This is a genomic window from Sorangium sp. So ce1504, from assembly GCF_051521635.1.
In the GTDB taxonomy this organism is placed as follows: domain Bacteria; phylum Myxococcota_A; class Polyangia; order Polyangiales; family Polyangiaceae; genus Sorangium; species Sorangium cellulosum_B.
Genome location: NZ_CP150365.1, coordinates 9,201,591 through 9,220,704 on the forward strand (window position 1 = coordinate 9,201,591; position 19,114 = coordinate 9,220,704).

General features: G+C 72.5%; 12 protein-coding genes. 6 read left to right on the top strand and 6 right to left on the bottom strand.

Features of this window, described 5'->3' with window-relative positions:
• Window positions 1-29 precede the first annotated feature (29 nt).
• Both WMF39_RS34750 and WMF39_RS34755 read left to right on the top strand, forming a co-directional pair.
• The gene (locus tag WMF39_RS34750; RefSeq protein ID WP_437740764.1) at window positions 30-869 is read left to right on the top strand and encodes an AAA family ATPase; all 840 of its coding nucleotides are present in this window, start codon (window positions 30-32) and stop codon (window positions 867-869) included.
• A gap of 2 nt (window positions 870-871) precedes the next feature.
• Entirely contained in the window at window positions 872-2,074 is a 1,203-nt protein-coding gene (locus tag WMF39_RS34755) for a vWA domain-containing protein (RefSeq protein ID WP_437740765.1), read from the top strand.
• Window positions 2,075-2,097: 23 nt separating this feature from the next.
• Here WMF39_RS34755 and WMF39_RS34760 read toward each other — a convergent pair whose 3' ends face one another.
• The 3 genes from WMF39_RS34760 to WMF39_RS34770 all read right to left on the bottom strand — a co-directional run bounded on the left by WMF39_RS34760 (window position 2,098) and on the right by WMF39_RS34770 (window position 6,905).
• Window positions 2,098-2,997, bottom strand: coding sequence for a Uma2 family endonuclease (locus WMF39_RS34760; protein ID WP_437740766.1), 900 nt, complete (start codon window positions 2,995-2,997; stop codon window positions 2,098-2,100).
• 58 nt (window positions 2,998-3,055) lie between these two features.
• Entirely contained in the window at window positions 3,056-3,745 is a 690-nt protein-coding gene (locus tag WMF39_RS34765) for a sensor histidine kinase (RefSeq protein WP_437740767.1), read from the bottom strand.
• Between the two features lie 109 nt (window positions 3,746-3,854).
• Entirely contained in the window at window positions 3,855-6,905 is a 3,051-nt protein-coding gene (locus WMF39_RS34770; RefSeq protein ID WP_437740768.1) for a TIGR03960 family B12-binding radical SAM protein, read from the bottom strand.
• 125 nt (window positions 6,906-7,030) lie between these two features.
• On the opposite strand from WMF39_RS34770, the gene WMF39_RS34775 reads away from it, so the two are divergent.
• From WMF39_RS34775 to WMF39_RS34790, 4 genes are all read left to right on the top strand, one after another.
• On the top strand, window positions 7,031-7,372 hold the full coding sequence (locus tag WMF39_RS34775) for a hypothetical protein (protein ID WP_437740769.1): 342 nt from the start codon (window positions 7,031-7,033) through the stop codon (window positions 7,370-7,372).
• Between the two features lie 113 nt (window positions 7,373-7,485).
• Window positions 7,486-8,550 carry a YihY/virulence factor BrkB family protein gene (locus tag WMF39_RS34780; protein ID WP_437740770.1) on the top strand — a complete coding sequence of 355 codons (1,065 nt, stop codon included), beginning with the start codon at window positions 7,486-7,488 and terminating at the stop codon, window positions 8,548-8,550.
• 205 nt (window positions 8,551-8,755) lie between these two features.
• Complete coding sequence (locus WMF39_RS34785) at window positions 8,756-10,630, top strand: ATP-binding protein (RefSeq protein ID WP_437740771.1); 1,875 nt, start codon at window positions 8,756-8,758, stop codon at window positions 10,628-10,630.
• Window positions 10,627-12,900 (top strand): ATP-binding protein, encoded by a 2,274-nt coding sequence (locus WMF39_RS34790; RefSeq protein WP_437740772.1) that lies wholly within the window; start codon window positions 10,627-10,629, stop codon window positions 12,898-12,900. The genes WMF39_RS34785 and WMF39_RS34790 overlap by 4 nt, the downstream gene beginning before the upstream one ends.
• Window positions 12,901-12,973: 73 nt before the next feature.
• Here the strand turns inward: WMF39_RS34790 and WMF39_RS34795 are convergent, their stop codons facing one another.
• The 3 genes from WMF39_RS34795 to WMF39_RS34805 all read right to left on the bottom strand — a co-directional run bounded on the left by WMF39_RS34795 (window position 12,974) and on the right by WMF39_RS34805 (window position 18,953).
• A complete protein-coding gene (locus WMF39_RS34795; protein ID WP_437740773.1) occupies window positions 12,974-15,442 on the bottom strand; it encodes a GAF domain-containing protein in 2,469 nt (822 codons plus the stop codon).
• A gap of 112 nt (window positions 15,443-15,554) precedes the next feature.
• Window positions 15,555-16,415 (bottom strand): serine/threonine protein kinase, encoded by an 861-nt coding sequence (locus tag WMF39_RS34800; RefSeq protein ID WP_437740774.1) that lies wholly within the window; start codon window positions 16,413-16,415, stop codon window positions 15,555-15,557.
• 243 nt (window positions 16,416-16,658) lie between these two features.
• The gene (locus tag WMF39_RS34805) at window positions 16,659-18,953 is read right to left on the bottom strand and encodes a DUF3160 domain-containing protein (RefSeq protein WP_437740775.1); all 2,295 of its coding nucleotides are present in this window, start codon (window positions 18,951-18,953) and stop codon (window positions 16,659-16,661) included.
• Window positions 18,954-19,114: the final 161 nt, after the last annotated feature.

Consider the following 19,114-nt stretch of genomic DNA (forward strand, 5'->3'; position numbering starts at 1 on the left):
CGCTCGGCGGGGGATGCTACCGTGCCGGCATGTCCGACTTCCGCCGCTTCCGCGGCACCGAACGCTACCTCACGAGCGAGGCGCTCGAGGCCGCCGTCAACTGCGCGCTGGTCCTGGAGCGGCCGCTGCTCGTCAAGGGAGAGCCCGGCACCGGCAAGACGCTGCTCGCCGAGGCCATCGCGCGGAGCCTGTCGGCCGAGCTCATCACCTGGCACGTCAAGAGCACCACGCGGGCCCAGGACGGGCTCTACGTCTACGACACCGTGCAGCGGCTCTACGACGCGCGCTTCGGCGACGGCGACGTCCGCGACATCCGCCGGTACATCAAGCTCGGCCCGCTCGGTAAGGCGTTCAACGCCTCGGCGCGCGTCGTGCTCCTCATCGACGAGGTCGACAAGGCGGACCTCGAGTTCCCGAACGATCTCCTCCACGAGCTCGATCGGATGCGCTTCCGCATCGCCGAGACCGGCGACGAGATCGCCGCGCGGGAGCGGCCCGTCGTCATCATCACCAGCAACAACGAGAAGGAGCTGCCGGACGCGTTCCTGCGCCGCTGCGTCTTCCACTTCATCGATTTCCCGGAGCCCGAGCTCATGCGGGAGATCATCCGCGTCCACCACCCCGATCTCGATCGGACGCTCGCCGACCAGGCGATGCAGGTCTTCTACGAGATCCGGAAGAACACCCGGATCCGGAAGCGCCCCTCGACGAGCGAGCTCATCGACTGGATCGCCGTCCTGCGGAGGGCGGGCGTGGGCGAGGTGAAGCTCGACAAGGCGCTGCCGTTCCTCGGCGCGCTGCTCAAGAAGGAGCAGGACCTGGTCGCGCTGGCCGATCAGCTGGCGGGCGGCAGGCGGTTCCGGTCGTAGCGATGTTCGTCGCGTTCCTCTACGAGCTCCGCGCCCGCAAGGTCCCGGTCGGCGCCCAGGAGGCCGTCGGCCTCGCGCGCGCGCTCGCTGCGGGCCTCCACGAGAGCTCGCTCGAAGGCTTCTACCATGTCGCGCGGGCGATGCTCGTCCACTCGGAGGCGCACCTCGACGACTTCGATCTCGCGTTCGCCCAGCACTTCCGCGGCGTGCACGTGGAGGCCAAGGCGGTGACGGAGGAGCTCCTCTCCTGGCTCCGGGATCCCATCAAGATGCGCGCCCTCTCCGACGAGGAGAGGGCGATGATCGAGGAGCTCGATCTGGAGGAGGTGCTCCGGCGGTTCGAGGAGCGCCTCCGCGAGCAGCGCGAGCGCCACGACGGGGGGAGCCGGTGGATCGGGACCGGCGGCACCTCACCGTTTGGCCGCGGCGGCTTCCATCCGAGCGGCATCCAGGTCGGCGGCTCCGCGGGCGGGCGCAGCGGCGCCGTGCAGAACGCCGACGCCCGCCGCTACCGCCCCTACCGCAGCGATGTCACGCTCGACGTGCGCCAGATCGAGGTGGCGCTGCGCAAGCTGCGCGCCTTCGCGCGCGAGGGCAGCGATCGCGAGCTCGACATCGAGGCGACGATCGACGCGACGGCCAGGAACGCGGGCGAGATCGAGATCGTCACGAGGCCCCCGCGCCGGCCGAACACGCGCGTGATCCTGATGATGGACGTGGGCGGCTCGATGGATCCCAGCGCCGCGCTCGTGTCGCAGCTCTTCAGCGCGGCGAAGCGCGCGACGCACTGGAAGGAGCTGAGGAGCTACTACTTCCACAACTGCGTCTACGAGAGGGTCTTCAGGACCGAGGGGCTCCTCGACCCCGTCCCGGTGCGCGAGCTCCTCCGCGAGTGCGGCAAGCACCACAAGCTCGTGATGGTCGGAGACGCCTCGATGGCGCCCTACGAGCTGCTCGGCTCGTCCGGCTCCGGCGGCGGCGCGGGCTCCTCGTTCGATCCCGACGCGCGGCTGCCCGGCGTCGCCTGGCTGACGATGCTGCGCGACCATTTCGACCGCGCCGTGTGGCTGAACCCGGACGGGATTGGCCCCTACCCCCACCCGACCGTCGACGCGGTCAAGAGCATCTTCCCGATGTTCGCGCTCACGCTGGAGGGCCTGGGAGAGGCCATCGCCGAGCTCGTCCGCGGCCGCGGCCGCGCCTGATCCGTGCGGCGCGCCGGCCCGGGTCAACGGCCCGCGCGGCGGAACACCTCCGCCGTGGCCGACGCAACGAGGGCGCGGTCGAGCCAGCGGTCGAGCTCGCGCTCGCTCCTGCACGACGAGATCTTCGCCGCGGCCGCCTTCGTGAGCCGCAATCCTCGCCGAGCGAGGACACGCCTCAGCGCGTCGCGCTTGCCCTCGAGGATCCCCTCCTCACGTCCCGCTTCGCGCCCCTCTTCGCGGCCTTCCTCGCGCCCCTCTTCGCGGCCTTCCTCGCGCCCCTGCTCGCGGCCTTCCTCGCGCCCCTGCTCGCGGCCTTCCTCGCGCCCTGCATCGAGCACGGCGTCGAGATCCTCGTATCCGCGCCGCTGGAGGAGGTTGGTCAGCGTGCTCTTCTCCGCCTCGCTTCGGTCGTAGAGCGCCTCGACCCGGACCGCGTTCTTCAGGATGCCCGGCGCGCTCAGCAGCTCCCCGGGGAGCGCGACGCGCACCTTCCGGCGCGGCTCGTGCACCTCGACCCGCCGTGGACCGGTGAGGCGCACCACCCACAGGAGCTTCGTACCGGCCGCGATCAGGTCGGCGATCTTCTCCTTGAGCGCCTCCTCGTCCTGTCCCACGTCGGCGTACTCGATCGCGAGCTCCGGCACGCCCTTCACCCAGCCCGGCCTGTCGGGCACGTTCCCCACCGCGACGTCCGGCGCCCGGAGGGTGCCCGGATCCGGGGAGTACCCCGTATCCACGCCCACCTCCTTGACCGCCGGGTCCCACCCCACGACCGAGCTGCCCAGGTGGTTCGGCCCCGAGGCACGCCCCCCCGTGGGGGCGCAGTAGACGGGGTGGCCATTCGACAGCTCGTACGGATCCCCCGCGCGGAGGTGCTCCGCGCGAAAAGGGCCGCGCTCCGCCGTCCGGCGCTTCACCTGCATGAGAGGACGATAGCACGCCGGGGACGCGCCCCGAGGAGCTCGCCACGCTCCGCGCCCGTCACGCGTTCGGCAACCACATGCGGAACGCCGCGCCCCCGCACCGGCCCGCCGTCGCGGTGATCTCGCCGCCGTGCGCCTCGACGATGACCCGGCTCAGCGCGAGGCCGAGGCCGGTCCCCTTCACCTTGGCGGTCACGAGCGGCTCGAAGAGGTGGTCGGCCACGCACGGAGGAACGCCAGGGCCGTTGTCCTCGATCTCGAGGTGCGTGCGCTCGTCGCCCCTCCACGCGCGCGTGACGATCACGCCGCCGGGCCCCTCGTCGAACGCCTCGATCGCGTTGAGGTAGAGGTTCGAGAAGACGCGCTCGAGCAGGATCGGGTCGCACAGGAGCGTGAGGTCGGCCGGCGCGACGGCGACCTCGAACCGGACGGCCGTGGGCAGCACCAGCGCGTGCCGCGCGCCCTCGATGAGCCGGCCGAGGTGCGCCGGCTCGCGCCGCAGCGGCTCGCCGCGCGCCAGCCCGAGGACGCTGCCGATGACCTCGTGCGCCTTGCGGATCTCGCACGTCACCCGGTCGAGGTGGCGCAGCAGGCGAGGCCGATCGTCGAGGTCGCGCTGCGCCAGGTAGAGCGACGACTCCGCGACAGCGAGGGCGTTGCGCAGCTCGTGGGCGACGCTCGCGCCGACCGCCCCCGCCGCGGCCAGGCGCGCCGCGCAGCACGCTATCTCGTGAGCCTCCTTTGCCATAAAGCAAAGCGCAGCGTAGCCGATCCCCGAGCGATAGCCCGCGCGCGCTCCGCGCCCCGCCGCCGCCGTCGCCGGGAGGATCTTTACGACACGACCGTCCCGGGCTGGCTCACTCGGCGTCCGCGGCGAGCGGGAGGGCCGCTGTTCGCTCAGGAGCCGGCTTGACGCGGCGCGCCCGCTCGAGATCGAAGAGCGAGAAGCGCTCGCCCGCTGCGGAGCCCGCCGGCGACGTACGGCCGAACAGCTGAAGCCGCACGGCGCGGTGCGGCGGCGGCGTGATCGCGCCCGGCGCCTCCCCCGGCTCTCCCGTGATCACCGCCGCGACCTCGGACGACTTCACCGCACCCGAGCCGCGGATATCGACCTCGACCTCGAGGGCGACGAGATCGCCGACGAGCCCGGCGCGCGCGAGCGCCGCGTGGACCTCGGGCCCGCCGACCTCGGCCCGCACGAGGTACTGGCGCACGTCGACCATCTTGGCGAGCCGGTCGATCTCCCGGCGGATCGGGAGCGACGCGGCCGAGAGGGCGGCGCTGCAGCGGGCGGCGAGGAGCGCCTCCGCGTCGCCGCCGATCGCGGAGCGCGCGAAGGCGAGCGCGTAGCGCGCGCCGGCGATGAGCTTGCTCAGGGACGGGTCCTCCGGGCCGAGCTTGACGGCGCCGCTGAACACGAGCCCGCGCGGGCTCGCGGCCGACATCGCGGCGACGAGCGCGTCGAGCGCGGCGGGATCGAGGTCGCGCTCGAGGCGGAGGTCGACGTACTCGTCGAGGCTGATCACGCCGAGCGAGAGCGCCGGCGAGAAGGTCATGTCGGGCTTCGGGTGGAAGCCCGCGGTGTAGGTCATCGGCGCGCCGACGCGCCGGAGCACGCGGGGCAGCTCGCGCACGACGTCGAGGTGGCCGAGCAGCGCCATCGGCCCGGCCTTCTCGAAGCGGAAGCGGTAGCGGAAGCCGCCGCGCCCCTTCGGCGCAGGCGCGATCCGCCGCGCGCGGTGGGGCGCCTCCCCTTCGGCGCGGGAGGGCTCCCCGTCGTCGCCGCTCTTCGGCTCCGTTGCAGCGACGCTCGCCCGCTCCGCGCCGCCGACGCTCGCCCGCTCCGCGCCGCCGACGCTCGCCCGCTCCGCGCCGCCGTCGCTCGCCGGCGCGCCAGAGGGACCCGCGGCGGCCACGGGCGGCGCGGCGCCTGCGTCGGTGAGCACCGGCAGCGAGCGCCGGTGGGCGCCGAGCCGATCGAGGAAGGTGAGCCGCTCCTCGCGCATCTGCGTCATGTCGCACGCGACGCCGCAGTCGTAACAGACGAGCCGCCGCGCGTCGGCCTTGGCGTCGTCGAGGTTCGTGTGGTGGACGAACATGCCGGCGACCTTTCCGCACGGCGGGCTAAGGCGGCTCTGGAGCGCCTTCCTGTACTCCTTCGCGAGGAAGCCCTCCTCGAGGCCGACGTCGATGTGATCCCAGGGCAGCCGCGCCGTCACCGGGAGGGTGCCGAGGTACTTCTCGCGGTCGACGCCGACGTGCGTGAACGCCTCCTCCCACACGGCGAGATCGAGCTTGTCCTCCCACGAATCGAAGCGGGCGCCGTGCCGCCAGGCCCGCTCGAGGACGTCGGCGAGGGGACGGTCGCCGCGGGCGAAGATGCCCTCGAGGACGCTGGCGTGAGCCTCGTGGGTCTTCAGCGTGACGGCGCGATAGGGCCGCACCGTGTCCTTGAGCAGCCGTTGCTTGCGCCCGACCTCGCCGAGCGTGTCCATCGCCGCCCACTGGAAGGGCGTGTGAGGCTTCGGCACGTGGGTCGAGACGCTGACCGTCACGTCGACCGGCTTGCCCTTGCCCGCTGCCCTCCTCCCGGCGCCGGCCGCGCGGGCGCCCGTCTCGACGATGCCGCGCACGTCCTCGTCGGTCTCGGTCGGCAGGCCGATCATGAAGTAGAGCTTCATCTTGCCCCAGCCCCGGCTGAACACGCGCTCGGCCGTCTCGAGGAGCTGCTCCTCCGTGACGTTCTTGTTCACGACGTCGCGCATCCGCTGGGAGCCCGCCTCCGGCGCGAAGGTGAGGCCGGTCGCGCGCACGCGCTTGAGCTCGTCGAGCAGGTCGGGCTCGAGCCCGTAGGCGCGCAGCGACGAGACGCCGAGCGAGATGCGCTCCGCGGTGAGGCGCTCGGTGACCTTCTTGATGAGCGGCGAGATGCACGAGACGTCGGCGGTCGACAGCGCCGTGAGCGAGACCTCGTCCTGGCCGGACCTCTGCACCGCGCGCATCACGGTGTCGACGATCTGCTCGGGATCGCGCTCGCGGACGGGCCGGTAGATCATGCCGGCCTGGCAGAAGCGGCACCCCTCGGTGCAGCCGCGGGCGATCTCGATCGACATGCGGTCGAAGATGGCCTCGGGCCCGCCCGTGGGGCTCTCGTCGGGGAACGGGTACTTGTTCAGGTCGACGAGGGCGCGCTCGATCGGGAACGGGATCCCGGAGGCGAGCGGGCGGTCCACGACCTCGAAGCCGGTGTCGGGATCGAGCCGGGTCGCGTAGAGCGAGGGCACGTAGACGGCGCCGAGGCGCGCGATCGCGACGAGCCGCTCGCGCCGCGGCACGCCCTCGCGCTTGAGCCGCGCCCACGCGAGGGCGACCTCGGTCGCCTTCTCCTCGCCGTCGCCGATGACGATGGCGTCGAGGAAGGGGGCGATCGGCTCGGGGTGGGTCGCCGTCGGGCCGCCCGCGATCACGATCGGGTCGTCCTCGCCGCGGTCCGCCGCGCGCAGCGGGACGCCGCCGAGGTGCAGCATCGTGAGGATGTTGGAGTACGTGAGCTCGAACTGCAGGGAGAAGCCCACGACGTCGAAGTCCCTGAGCGGGCGCGCGGACTCGAGGGACACGAGCGGCAGCCCGCGCTTCACGAGCTGGGCCTCCATGTCGACCCAGGGCGTATAACAGCGCTCGGCCAGCGTGCGCGGGTCGTCGTTCAGCAGCTTGTAGAGGATCTTGAAGCCGAGGTGGCTCATCCCGATGTCGTAGACATCCGGGAATGCCAGGCAGACGCGCGCCTCGACCGACGCCCAGTCCTTCACGACCGAGCCGACCTCGCCGCCCGCGTAGCGCGCGGGCTTCTCGACCTGATCGAGGAAGGAGGCGTACGGGTGATCGGCGAGCAGGGGGAGGCTGTCCATGGCGCTTCGGCGCGTAGCATGGCCGGCCGGCGCCGGCACCCGCGGCCCGCTCGAGCCAGCTCGATCTGCCGCCCGGGGCCGCAGGCCGGAGCGGCGCGGCGGCCTGCTTGGGCTATGCTCACGACGTGCGCGAGCGTGATGCCCACCATGTGGAGATCGACCGGGCGCGGCACGTCGAGTACCGGGACCCCAGCCAGTTCGACCGGATCGCCTTCGCCATGCGCACGCTGGACCGCCTCCGGCCGAAGCGGATGACGGTGGCCGTCTACCCCGCGATCGCCGCGATGCGCGTCGAGCGCGGGAGCAATCTGCAGCGCGGCGAGGGCGGCTCCTGGGCGATCGTCGGCATCCCACCGCACGCGAGCCGCGAGCACATCGCCTACGCCCTCGCCGAGCTCGCCGGCGTCGAGTCGGTGCCCTACGCCGTACAGAGCCTCCTCGCCGCCGACAGGAACACCGACGCCTAGGCGCGCGCCGCAGCGCCGCTGCACGGACATCGCCGCTGTGCCGAGATCGGCCGCGCGCGGCGGCGGGGCGGATGGTATTGCGCCCCGCACGAGGGAGAGCGACGCTGCCCTCCGTGCCTGCTCCGATCCGGCAACAGATCGCGCGCCACCACGCAGCGAAGGCGGTGTGGAGCGTCATCGTCAGCCTGGATCGCCACAACGGGCCGCGGGCCGCGAGCGCGATGGCCTTCGACGCGTTCCTCAGCCTGATCCCGCTGGCCGCCTTCGCCGGCTATGTGCTCAGCCGGATCCACCAGTGGTCGGATGTGGTGGTGCGGCCCATCCTGCAGGCGGCGCCCCCGGACGTCGCGAAGCTCGTCTCGGAGGAGCTCATCCGGCTCTCGCAGTCGTCGGCGGTCGCGCCGATCAGCATCACCGGCTTCCTCTGGATCACGTCCTCCGGGATCTCGACCGCCATGGGCGTGTTCGACACGATCTACAACACGCGCGAGCGCCCCTGGTACGTGCGCAGGGCGATCGCGGCGGCGTGCGTGATGGCCAGCCTGGCCGTGGTGCCGGTGGTCGCCGGCGTGGGCGTGCTGATCGGCACGCTCTCCGGATCGACCGGCGCCCGCATCGTCGCCTTCGCCCTCCCCGGGGGCCTCGTCATTTGCATGGTCGCCGCCTTCTTCAGGATCTCGATCCAGCGCCCGAACATCGAGCGACGCCGGATCTTCCCGGGCGCGGTGCTCACGGTGGTGCTCTGGTCCGCCGTGTCGACCCTCTTCTCGCTCTACGTCGCCACGCTCGGCCGCTACGCCACGTTCTACGGGAGCCTCGCGACCGTCGCGATCTTCCTGTTCTGGCTGTGGCTCCTGGCGCTGGCGCTGCTCATCGGGGGCGAGCTGAACGCGCGCCTGGAGCGGGAGCGCGCCGGCGTGACGTCGATCCCGCCCCCCGGCAAGTGGAGCGCGCTCGAGCTCTCCGAGCTGCCCGAGCTCTCCGACCTGCCCCAGAGCGTCACGCCGCCGCCCCAGAGCGTCACGCCGCTGCCCCTGAGCACCACCCTCCCCCAGGGCGCAGCGCTCCCCCGCGGGGCCGCGGCGCGGCTCGGCGACGCCCAGGGCGCGGGCAGCGCGGACGAGGACGAAGCGCGCGGCGCACCAAGCTCGCCGCGCGAGCACCAAGCCGCCGGGTAGGTCGAGGCGGCGGGAGGCCGACGCCCCCGGCGGCCGCGCGCTGAAGGACGGACGGTCGACGCCCGACGGTTCGGCTCGGCACGGGCGGTGAAAGCGCCGTCGCTCGTCCGCCACTCGGCGCTCACTCGGCGCGCATTCGCACGGTGGGTGCGCGCACTTCGCGCAGGGGCATGTCGAGGGCGGGCGTGAGGGGGAGCAGTCGAGCGTGCACGCGCACTACGGAGCGGGGGGTGACGGGGGCGGCGACCGACGCGCCCCGCCTTTGCCGGGCGACGCCGGGCTGTACTTTCTGGGGGCGCTGCACGAGCTCGTCGCCGTCGGCCTGCACCGCCCCGCGCTCGAGGCGCTGTGCGCGGGGCAGCGCGACCTCGCGGAGCCGCCCATCGACCGCGCCTACCTGCTCAAGATCCTCGACGAGGAGATCTGCCGGCAGTTCGGGCATCCGCTCCGGCCGCTCATCGAGCTCGTGCTCAACGCCGCCGACGCGGCCCGCGCGCCGCAGCCCGTCGTCGACGTCGCCGTCACCGACGGGCGCGTCGAGGTCAGCGACGCCGGCGCCGGCATGGGGCTCCGGGCAATCCTCTCACGGCTGCTCATCCCGTTCGCGACGGACAAGCGGCCAGGGATCGATCTCGGCCGGTTCGGGGTCGGGTTCTTTTCCGTGCTCGGGCTGGGGCTCTCGGATCCGGAGAGCTTCAGCCTGCACGTCACCACCGGCGACGGCGTCGAGGGATGGGCGATCCGCGTCGTGGCCTGGCCCAGCGCGGGCGACGCGGGCAGCGCGCCTGCGAGCGCCTCGGAGGAGCTCGGGCAAGCCCGCGGCCGCGCGTCGCCCGAGCTCACCGCCGCCCTGATGTGCTCGGTGCGCCGGATCGCGCCGCTGCTGGGGACGCGCGTGCGCGTCACCTCGGCGCTGCTCGAGACGGCCACGGTCCGCGCGTACCTGCGCGACGCGCTCCACTTCTTCCCCGCGAGCCGCGCCCTCGTGCTGCTCGACGGCGCGGCCGTGAACGACGGCCGGCTGATCTCCGGCGGGCAGCTCATCCAGGAGCGGGTCGCTGTCGCGCCCCAGCCCCCCGGCGCGGCCGCGCTGGAGGCGCGGACCCACCTCGGCGACGCGCTCCTCGCGCGCTTCCACGTCGGCGGGCGAGGGCTGCTCCCGAGCATCTCGGCGGCCACCTTCCATGCCGGGGTCAAGGTCGACGCCTGCCTCGCCCTCGCCGAGCTCGCGCTCATCGATTTCCCGGCCGCCGTGGAGCTGACCGAGGGGCGGGACGCGCTCAAGGTCGGGCCCGAGTTCACCGCGGTCGCGACGGCCTTCTACCGGCGCCTCATCGAGCTCGCCGCGGCGAGCGGCGAGGGCCGGCGCACGCGCGACAGGCTCGCCGAGATGGCCGCCCAGATCAGCGCGCTCATGCTGCAATCCGCGGGCTGGGACGAGGTCGCCCTCGATCTCGCGCACGCCCTGCTCGGCCCCGGGCGCTGCATGGTGACCCCCGAGCGGCGCGAGGCGCTGCTCGGGTTCCTCGGGCCGAGCGTGGCGGAGCGGCTGTTCGTGCCGGAGAGCTTCTGGGCGGAGCGCGAGTGGCAGCCGCACCTGCCCGGCGAGCGCGAGCTGCTCGAGGACGAGCTCGAGATCGACCCGCCGGAGACGCTCTCGGCCCTGGCGCGGCGCCGCGGCGACCTCTCTGGGCTGCCGCTGCTCGTCGCGCGGGCGACGAGCCCGCACACGACGATGGTCGCCCTCTGCCGGAGCCGGCTCCAGCCGGACCGCGGCGCGGGCGCGGCGGCGCGCCGGGCGCCGGGCGCGCCGCCGCTCCCCGACGCGCCGGGGCGGCGGCCGGCGGGGCCGCTGCCGTGCCTCGGCACGCGCCGGCTCCTGCTCATCCGCGACGACAGCGCGGCGATGCGGCGTCCCTCGGGCTGGAGCGACTGGTACGCGCTGCGGGCCGCCTTCGATCGGGCCTCCGGGGTGCGCGAGGCCGATCTCGAGCGCGATCTCATCGTCGGCGAACCCGTGGACGGGACGGCCTTCGCGGCGCCCCGGCCCGGCGAAAGGACGTCTGGAGGCGAGCCATGACCCAGATCTCGTACGGGCTTTTCTCGGAGCTCTTGCTCGTGCGGATCCACGGGCGCGCCGAGGCCTACCTGCAGGCGAGCAGCGCGGAGCGCCTCGCGCTCGTCGCCGCCTGCCGCGGCGAGGCGACGGTGCCCGACCTCGCGCAGCGCATCCTCTCCCGCACCATCTACGCGCAGGCGTCGTCGCGGATCGGCCCGCTCCGCGAGCTGCTCCAGAACGCGCTCGACGCGTCGCCGCCGGGCGCCCGCATCGACGTCCGCTCGTCCGAGGACGGGCGCGAGATCTCGGTCACCGATCAAGGCCGCGGCATGAGCCGGACCGAGCTCCTCGCCGACCTGCTCGTGCCCTTCCGGAGCGGCAAGGCGGGCGAGCCCGACGCGATCGGCGAGCACGGGATAGGCTTCTTCTCCGTGCTCGAGATCGCGCCGTGGATCGAGGTGGTCACGGCGACGCCCTCGGGCGGGCACCGGCTGCTCGTCGCGCCGCTCGGCGGGGGGCCGCCCTACGAGGACTTCTCGTGGACGCTCCTGTCCCTGCCCCGCCCCCCGCCCGCGCCGTACGCGGACGGCGCCCGCGCGGGCGCCCCTGCGCGCCGTGTTGACGAGCGCGCCTCCGAGCCGCCCCGCCGCCCGACGACGGGCACCTCGGTGAGGCTGTCGCTCGCGCAGCCGATCTCGCGGCCCGCGCTCGCCGCGGAGGTCACCGCGGCGGTGGGGCTTGTCGACGCGACCGTCGCGCGGATCTACGTGGACGGCGCGCTCGTCAACACGGCGCGCGGGCGCCTCCGCCGCGCCGCGGAGGTGCCGCTCCGTCTCCCGCCGTCGGGCGAGCTCTGCGGCGCGGTCGAGCTGTTCGTCGGCCGGGGCGACGGCATCGAGCCGCAGCTCACGATCACCCAGAAGGGGCTCACGGTGGCGACGCGGATCGATCCCTTCCCTGGCCCCGAGCTCGGGCTTCACCGCGAGCTGGCGCGGGCGATCACGGCGGCGGGCTTCGGCCTGGTCGCGGAGCTGCCGCTCGGCGTGCCGCTCAACAAGGGCCGCTCGGCGGTCGCGGCGACCGCGTCCACGGCGGTCGAGGCGGCGCTCGTCGCGGCCTTCGAGCGGTTCGTCCTGCGCGACGCCCTGTACGACCGCGAGCTCCTGCGCGCGGTCGATCACCGCCTCTCCTCGGTCCTCGACCGGCTCCTCCACGCGGCGCTGCTCGGCGAGAGCATCACGATCGCGTCCGCGCAGGCGGTGGACGAGCTCGATCCGGTCGCGCGCACCCCCACGGTGGCGGCGCCCGAGCAGGTCATCCGCTTCGCGAGCGGGCTGCTCGACGCGCCCCTCTTCCGGTCGATCGTCGTCGACTCCGGCCAGCGGCCCTCGGGGGCGGCGCTCTCCCCGCTCGGCCAGGTCCAGTACCGGAGCGCGCCGCTGACGCTGCGCGAGCTGCTCCAGGCGCACCGGACCGGCGCGCTCCGCCCCCTCGAGGCCGCGCTGTCGCTGTCGTCGAGCCAGGTCCGCAGCACCGCCCGCTGGCCGCTCGGCGCCTCCGGTCCGGGGCCGGAGGCCGCCGTGGGGCGGGAAACCGCCGGCGTGCGGCCCGGGGATCTCGTGTACCTCGCGCTCGACGAGCCGCTCGCCCAGGCGTTCTGGCGGCGCCTCGCGAGCGAGGGCGCGGCGTCGCAGCCCCTCCAGGCCGCCGCCGGGGCGCCTCCGCGGGCGCCGGGCGCCGCGCCGTGCCCGATGCCCCGCACCTCGCGCGAGGCGCTCCTCAAGACCGCGATCGACGTGCCCGGCGTCCGCGCCGTGGCCGCGGCCATGACGATCATCGAGCGGCTCGACGCGGCGATCTCCGAGTCCGCGGACCTCCCGGCGTCGCCGATCTGGGTGCACCAGGACCTCTACGGCCCCGACGAGATGGCGCACACCGACGGGAGCGGGATCAGCGTGAACCTCGCGTCGGCGCGGGTGCGGGCGCTGCTCACCGCGGTGCTCCTGCGCGACGACGCGGTCGCCTTCACGGCGCTGGCGGATCTCCTGCTCCACGAGAAGACGCACGTCTCGCTGGCGAGCTACGTCCCGCGCCCGACGGCCGAGCACGGCACGAGCTTCTACCGCCGCAAGGACTGGATGCGCCGCCGCCTGCTCGCGGCGATCGCGAGCGGCGCGGTCGCCGACCCGATGCGCTGGCTCGCGGTGGCGCGGCGAGGGCTCGCGAGCTCGGCGCTGCCGGCGCCGTCGGAGCTCTCGCAGGCGTTCCTGGCGGCGGCCGCAGCAGCATAACGCGTTGCATCATCCGGAGACCGGTGGTCCGACCGCGGGCGAGATCGCCGCGGCGGCGTCGCGCGAGCGCGCGTTATGCCGCGGCGGGTCTCCCCATCGCGTAGGCGATGCCGCTCTGGAGCGCCTGCTTCGTCACCATGCGGCCGAGGTCGACGCCCATCGCCACGAGCGTCTGCGCCACCCTGGGGCTGATCCCGGTGAGCACCGCGCGGGCGCCGAGCAGCTTCAGCGCGTCTGCGGTGCGGATCAGAAGGCTCGCGACCTCGGTGTCGACCAGCTTCACGCCGGTGATGTCGATGATCACGACGCCGGCGCCCCTCGCCTGGACGCCCTCCAGCGCCGTCGCCATCAGCTGGAGCGCCCGCGGCGGGTCCACCGTCCCGACGAGCGGCATGACCACGACCCGATCGGAGATCGGGATGAGCGGCGTCGACATCTCCGCGAGCCGCTCGTCCTTGACCCGCAGGATCTCCTCCTGGAGCGCCGTGCGCATCGTCTCCGTGCGCTCGCGCTCCACGAGCTCGCGCGCGAGCCGCTCGTTGGCTTCCCGCAGCTCGGCGGTCCGGCGCCCGACCTCGCCCTCCAGCCCCTCGTTGGCGCGCCGCAGCTCGGCGCTCGCCGCCTCGACCTTCGCGTAGAGCAGCGCGTTCTCCACCGCGATCGCCGCCTGCGACGACAGCATCTCGCACACCTCCAGCCGCGACGCGGTGAACGCGCCGAACGCCGCGTTGTTCTCCAGGTAGAGCACGCCCGTGAGGCGGCCCCGGTGAGAGAGCGCGACGCACAGGACGGAGCGCGGGCGGCGCGCGATGACGTACGGATCGGCGGCGAAGCGGCTGTCCTGCGCGGCGGCGTTCAGGATGACGGGCTCCTTGGTCCTGGCCACGTAGCGCACCACCGCCTGGGCGACGTCGCCGCTCTGATCGAGGGGGAGCGAGAGGCCCACGAGCACGCTGCTCGGCTCGACCGTGGCGGTCGCCTCGACGAGCAGCTGGCCTTCGCGCGCGAGCAGCAGCGCGCCCCGCTGCGCGCCGGCGCTCTCGAGGACGAGCCCCATCAGGCGCTCGAGCACGCGATCCAGCACGAGCTCGCCGGAGATGGTCTGCGCTGCCCTGAGGATCGTCGTCGCGTCGAGGAGCGCCGCGCTCTTCGACGTGGTGGTGGGCAGCGACACCGACGTCAACCGTTCGCCTGACGGCGGCGCCGCGGACTCCTGGAGGAGACGGGGATGATGCTCCGCGAGGTGCGACGCCTTCGCGATCGCCCCCCAGCGCCGATAGGCGTCGTACGCCTCGCTCATGTGGACGCGCGCCGCCTTCACCTTTCCTGCGCCCGCGAGGAACTTCGCGCACAGCTCGTTCGCCAGCGCCTCCTCGTGGACGAACCCGCCCTGGCGCGCGCCGGAGATCGCCTCGTCGTAGCGCGCCATCGCCTCGACCTCCTTCCCGGCCACGCGCGCCACCTCGGCGAGCACGAGCTGATGGCGGTGCCGGTAGTTCTCGGGGCAGCTCGCCGCGAGGAGCGAGAGCCGGGCCTCGTGCGCGGCGATCGCGGCGCCGCGCCGCTCCCGCTCGGCCGCGTCCGGCAGCGCGAGCATCGAGAGCACGGTGTAGAAGGGGAGCATGTCCACGATCGGCATGGCTCCGGCGAGGGCCATCATCGGCGCGGCGAGATCTGCGTGCGCAAGGGCCCCCTGCGGGTCCTCGTAGAGGAACGCGAGCTGGGCCTTGGTCACGTGGTACCAGAGCGCGGCGAGCGGCGTGTCCCCCAGCGTCGCGGCGAAGGAGGCCTCATCGAAGGTGTCGTCGCTCAGGGTGTCTCGGCTCTTGGTCTGTCCCGTGAGGTTCGCGACCATCTGCAGCATGATCTGCAGCGTCGCCGCGCTCGGGCTGTCCTTGAGCCGCTGCACGAGCGCGAGGAGCTTCGCGATCACCTCGCCTACGTTCCCGAGCTCCTCGCCGAGGGCGAGCCGCGCGTCGGCCATCTGGAAGCAGGCATAGGGCAGGAAGAAGTCGCCGGACTGCACGCCGGCGTCGTAGGCCCGCTCGAAGTACGGGAGCGCCTCGCGGATGTGCCTGCAGCGATGGATGAACATCGCGAACTGCGAGTTCAGCTTGCAGACCATCTCGGGGTTGTTGAGCTTGTCGTTGAGATCGATGGCGAGCTTGCCGAACGCATACCCCTCCCGGAAGCGCGCCTGGGCCACCGAGAAGAAGAACCCATACGTGATATAGCCGCTCGCCGACCCGTCCGAGTGGCCGTACTTCAGGGAGAGGTTGACCTGCCTGGCGAGGAGGAAGGGAAAGAGCGGGTTCTTCGACGCATACGCGGCGTTGAGCATGACGACGAGGAACTTCATGAGCGCCCGCTTGTCCGGGTCCGTCATCAGGGGCGCGTCGATGAGCTCCTCGATCCGGCGCCCGCCGAGGCCGGCCTGCACCTCCGCGAGCTCCGCCTCGACGATCGCCGCGACCTGCTCGCCCACCTCCGGCAGCTGGTCGGCCCGAGCTCCGGTACGCTCGGCTGCGGCCCGATCAGCCATGAGAGCTCGGGGACGAGATCGACCATCACTTGCCCGTTCTCCGCGAGCGCCGCCGTGATCCTGTCTCTCCAGCGCGTCAGCGCCTCCGCCGGCTCCACCATGATCTGCCGGATCAGCTCCCGGAGCGCCTGCTGAAAAGGGGCATACGGGACATTCCGGTCGAGCTGATCGGATTTGCCGGCGATGAAGTACCCTCCGCGCAGGTGCGCGACGGCGTGCCGTATCTCCTTGAGAGCTTCATGACGATGTCCGACACCGCCCTGGGGACGTCGGGCGACACCTTGCACGGCGAGGCCGGTGTCCTCGCGATGTGGCAGTGCACGAGCTCCACAGAGTCGACCGCTCGAAAAGGCAGAGACCTCGTGAGCATCTCGTACAGCGTGACGCCGAGGGAGTAGAGGTCGGAGCGGTGATCGACGAGGCAACTCGTGCGGCCGGTCTGCTCGGGCGAGATGTACGCGAGGGTATCTTCCAGTGATTCAGGGCTGCCGATCGCCTGGATCTCCTGGACGAGGCGCGCCGAGATGCCGAAATCGATGAGCCTGATCGCCTTCGACTCCAGATCGAGGAGGACATTGTGCGGCTTGACGTCCCTGTGGACGATGCGCCTTTGATGGAGGGACTCGAGGATGGCCGCGAGGGCGATGGCGACCTCCAGCGTGGTCCGGAGATCGAGGCCTGTTTCACGCAGGATGTCGCAGAGCACCCGCCCGCCGGTATCCTCCATGACGAGCGCCACGCCACGCTCGGACGTCGCGAGCCCATGAACCCTCGGGACACCGGCGATCGCGAGATCCCTGAGGATCGCGTGCTCGTGCCGCAGCGTCGCGAGCTCTGTAGGATCGGGGAGCTCGGCCTTCAGCCGCTTGACGATGACCTTCGCGCCGTCCTGCTTCCGGTAGCCGCGGTGAACAACGACGCTTCTACCCTCGTGAACTACGTCCGTGAGCGCGTACTCGGACAGGCTGATCATGCGCGTTCCCGCGAGCGCTCGCTCGCCCGGTCTCTCCCCTGCACCGGGCGGCAGCGCCAGCGATCCCCCTTGTTCAGCTATCGCAGAGCCCGATGCAAAATTGCAATGGAGATGTGTACACGACGGTCTGTTCGCGCCTCGAACCGAGCGGGCAGACAAACCATGATCACCCTGACGCGCCGGCACAACACGACACAATTCCAGCGAAGTGGAATCGTTCCGGCGCGCTTCCCCCGAGCAGGCTCAGCGGGAGACGAGGTCCTTCATCCAGGCGACGTCGTCAGGCGTCGCCTGGTGAAGCTCGTCGGCCCACGCCTCGTCGGTCATGCGCTGGAAGTCCCCGGTGATCTTCTCGAAGTACGAGGAGGCGAGCCCGACGAAGGCGCGCGGCGTGCCGCAGGGATCGGCGGTGACGACCATGAGCCGCGGCAGGCCGGTGCCCACGTGCAGCACGCGCCCGACCGGCGCCCCGCCCGCGTCGGTCGGCTGCGTGTGCACGTCGGCGATCGTCGGGTCCTGGATCACGGTCTGGGACATGTCGAAGAAGAGCTCGGCGTACCAGCCATCCGCCCCCACGTCCGAGCCGCAGCCGCTCTGGATCCGGACGGCCTGGTTGATGAAATCGAGGTGCTCCGCCGTGAGGGGCACCCCGGCGCGCTCGTTCTCGGCCATCTCGCCGAGCGTCCGCGCGACGCGCTGCAGGAGCGCGAAGTACGCCGGCACCCGCTGCTCCAGCAGCGACGACGACGGCGCGCCCGGCAGCGACGGCCCGCCCGACAGATCGAGCGTCTCGACCACGCGGGCGCCCTGCTCGGCCAGATCGGCGATGCGCGCGAAGAACGCCGGGTACGGGTCGACGTAGGCGTCCGGGAACTCGCACGTGGCGCCGCTCGTGTACGACTGCTTGGCGTAGAGCAGCGTGTCGTGCCGGAGCTCGGCCCACGAGGCGAGCTGGGTGTTCAGGAGGCGCCGGCCCCACGCCTCGGTCTTCGCCACCGCCGGCAGCCCCGCGTTGTCGGCGAGCGCCTTCGACGGCGACAGCTCCCGCAGCGCGCCGAGCCAGTGATTGTAGATGTTCTTGCTCCAGAAGTCGCCGGGGTGCGCGTCGACGAGCACGCGCATCATGTGCAGGTCCGGCGCGTAGGGGAACTGCCCGAGCTCGGGCGCGAGCAACAGGCCCGCCTGATCGTTGCCGAGCGCGGCGAAGCCCACGTCGAGCGGGCTCGGCATCATGCGCTTGACGGTGCCGCCCTTCACCCGGTCGTAGACCACGTTCGAGAAGACGTGCGAGTCGACGACGTACCGCTGGCCGAGCAGCGCGAAGCTCGACGAGAGGGGCATCGTGCCCTTGCCGAGGCCGTTGATCATGATGTGGCTCGAGATCCGCTGCGTCCCGTGGCCCTTCTTCACCACGACGTCGATGATCTGCTCGTCCGAGAGCCCGGCGAGGCCGGCGGCGTCGGCGAGGTCGAGGTCCGCGAGCAGGACGTCGAGCTCCGGCAGGGTCATGGTGTCGCTCTCGCCGACGAAGGCCTGGACCGCGTCGTCGATGCGCGTGTACCGGGCGAGGGTCGTCTCGTCGGCGAGGGCGCGCAGCACATAGGCGCCCTCGAGCTGCCGCCGCTGCAGGACCTGCGTGCCGTCCTGCTGGGTCTCGAGGAAGCGGAAGTCGACGCGGCCGAGCCACATCATGCTGCGGAAGTAACGCTGGAGCGCCGGCGAGTCGGTGTAGTGGCCGCGGGGCTCGAACTGCGAGAAGTCCATGATCCGCTCGGAGCCGAAGAGGCGCACGTCGCCCGCGCCCTGGTGGGCCTTGGCGCCCGCGACGAGCTCGTCGATCTTCGCGGCGTCGGCGCCCGCCACGGGCGCGACGGGCGCGTCGTTCAGCAGCGAGAGCGCCACGGCCGTGAAGAGGTCGGCGTCGGCGCGCGCCTCGGCGCCGAGCTCGCCGCCGGCCCCTGCGGCGAGCTGCGCGCGCATCTCCTCGAGCATCGCCCCTAGCTCGGGCGCGAGCGCGGCGAGCTCCACGCCCTTCAGGATCGCGTCGTACGAGCGGTGGACCGCGTACAGGATGGAGTCGGCGGAGACGTAGAGCGGCAGGTCGAGCGCGTAGATGCTCGCGTAGCCGTAAGCGAAGGTCGGAAAGGTCTTCTTCTCCGAGATGACGAAGCCGTTCGCGGAGAGCTTCGCGAGCTCGTCCTGGTCGAGGGCGAGCGAGGTGCTCTGGACGACCGAGAGGCCCTCGGCGTCCGCAGGCGCGTAGGGCAGGCCCGAGGCGAACGGGACAGCGTACCTCGAGGCGAAGTCCTCCGCGGTCATGTTCGCCGAGGACTCCTTCTCGTCGAGCAGCGCGCTGAGCTCCGCCTGCTGCTCGGGCCCGAGCGGCCCCGGCGGCTGCTCCGACTGCGTACCGCCGGTCTGCGTGCCGCCCGTCTGCGTGCCGCCGGTGTCGGGCTGCAGGTTGCTCTCGCCGGAGCAGCCGCCGGCGAGGGCAAGGAGGATCGGAACGACGTGAAAGTGAAGAAGCATTTTGCGCATCGTGTTTTCCTTCCAGAGCGCGCCTCCAGTGCAGTGCGCGGGGCGCGGCGCCCCCGCTGCGGGCAAGGACGGTGCCGCGGGAGCGAGGCGCGCTCCCCTCTTCGCCCGCAACAGGAAAGATCTGCTCCGGTGCAGCAGGATACGACACCATCGCGACGGAT

Coding starts and splice junctions, on each gene's coding strand:
- WMF39_RS34750 (WP_437740764.1), top strand. CDS start 30: ATGTCCGACTTCCGCCGCTTCCGCGGCACCGAACGCTACCTCACGAGC.
- WMF39_RS34755 (WP_437740765.1), top strand. CDS start 872: ATGTTCGTCGCGTTCCTCTACGAGCTCCGCGCCCGCAAGGTCCCGGTC.
- WMF39_RS34760 (WP_437740766.1), bottom strand. CDS start 2,997: ATGCAGGTGAAGCGCCGGACGGCGGAGCGCGGCCCTTTTCGCGCGGAG.
- WMF39_RS34765 (WP_437740767.1), bottom strand. CDS start 3,745: ATGGCAAAGGAGGCTCACGAGATAGCGTGCTGCGCGGCGCGCCTGGCC.
- WMF39_RS34770 (WP_437740768.1), bottom strand. CDS start 6,905: ATGGACAGCCTCCCCCTGCTCGCCGATCACCCGTACGCCTCCTTCCTC.
- WMF39_RS34790 (WP_437740772.1), top strand. CDS start 10,627: ATGACCCAGATCTCGTACGGGCTTTTCTCGGAGCTCTTGCTCGTGCGG.
- WMF39_RS34795 (WP_437740773.1), bottom strand. CDS start 15,442: ATGGCTGATCGGGCCGCAGCCGAGCGTACCGGAGCTCGGGCCGACCAG.
- WMF39_RS34800 (WP_437740774.1), bottom strand. CDS start 16,415: ATGATCAGCCTGTCCGAGTACGCGCTCACGGACGTAGTTCACGAGGGT.
- WMF39_RS34805 (WP_437740775.1), bottom strand. CDS start 18,953: ATGCGCAAAATGCTTCTTCACTTTCACGTCGTTCCGATCCTCCTTGCC.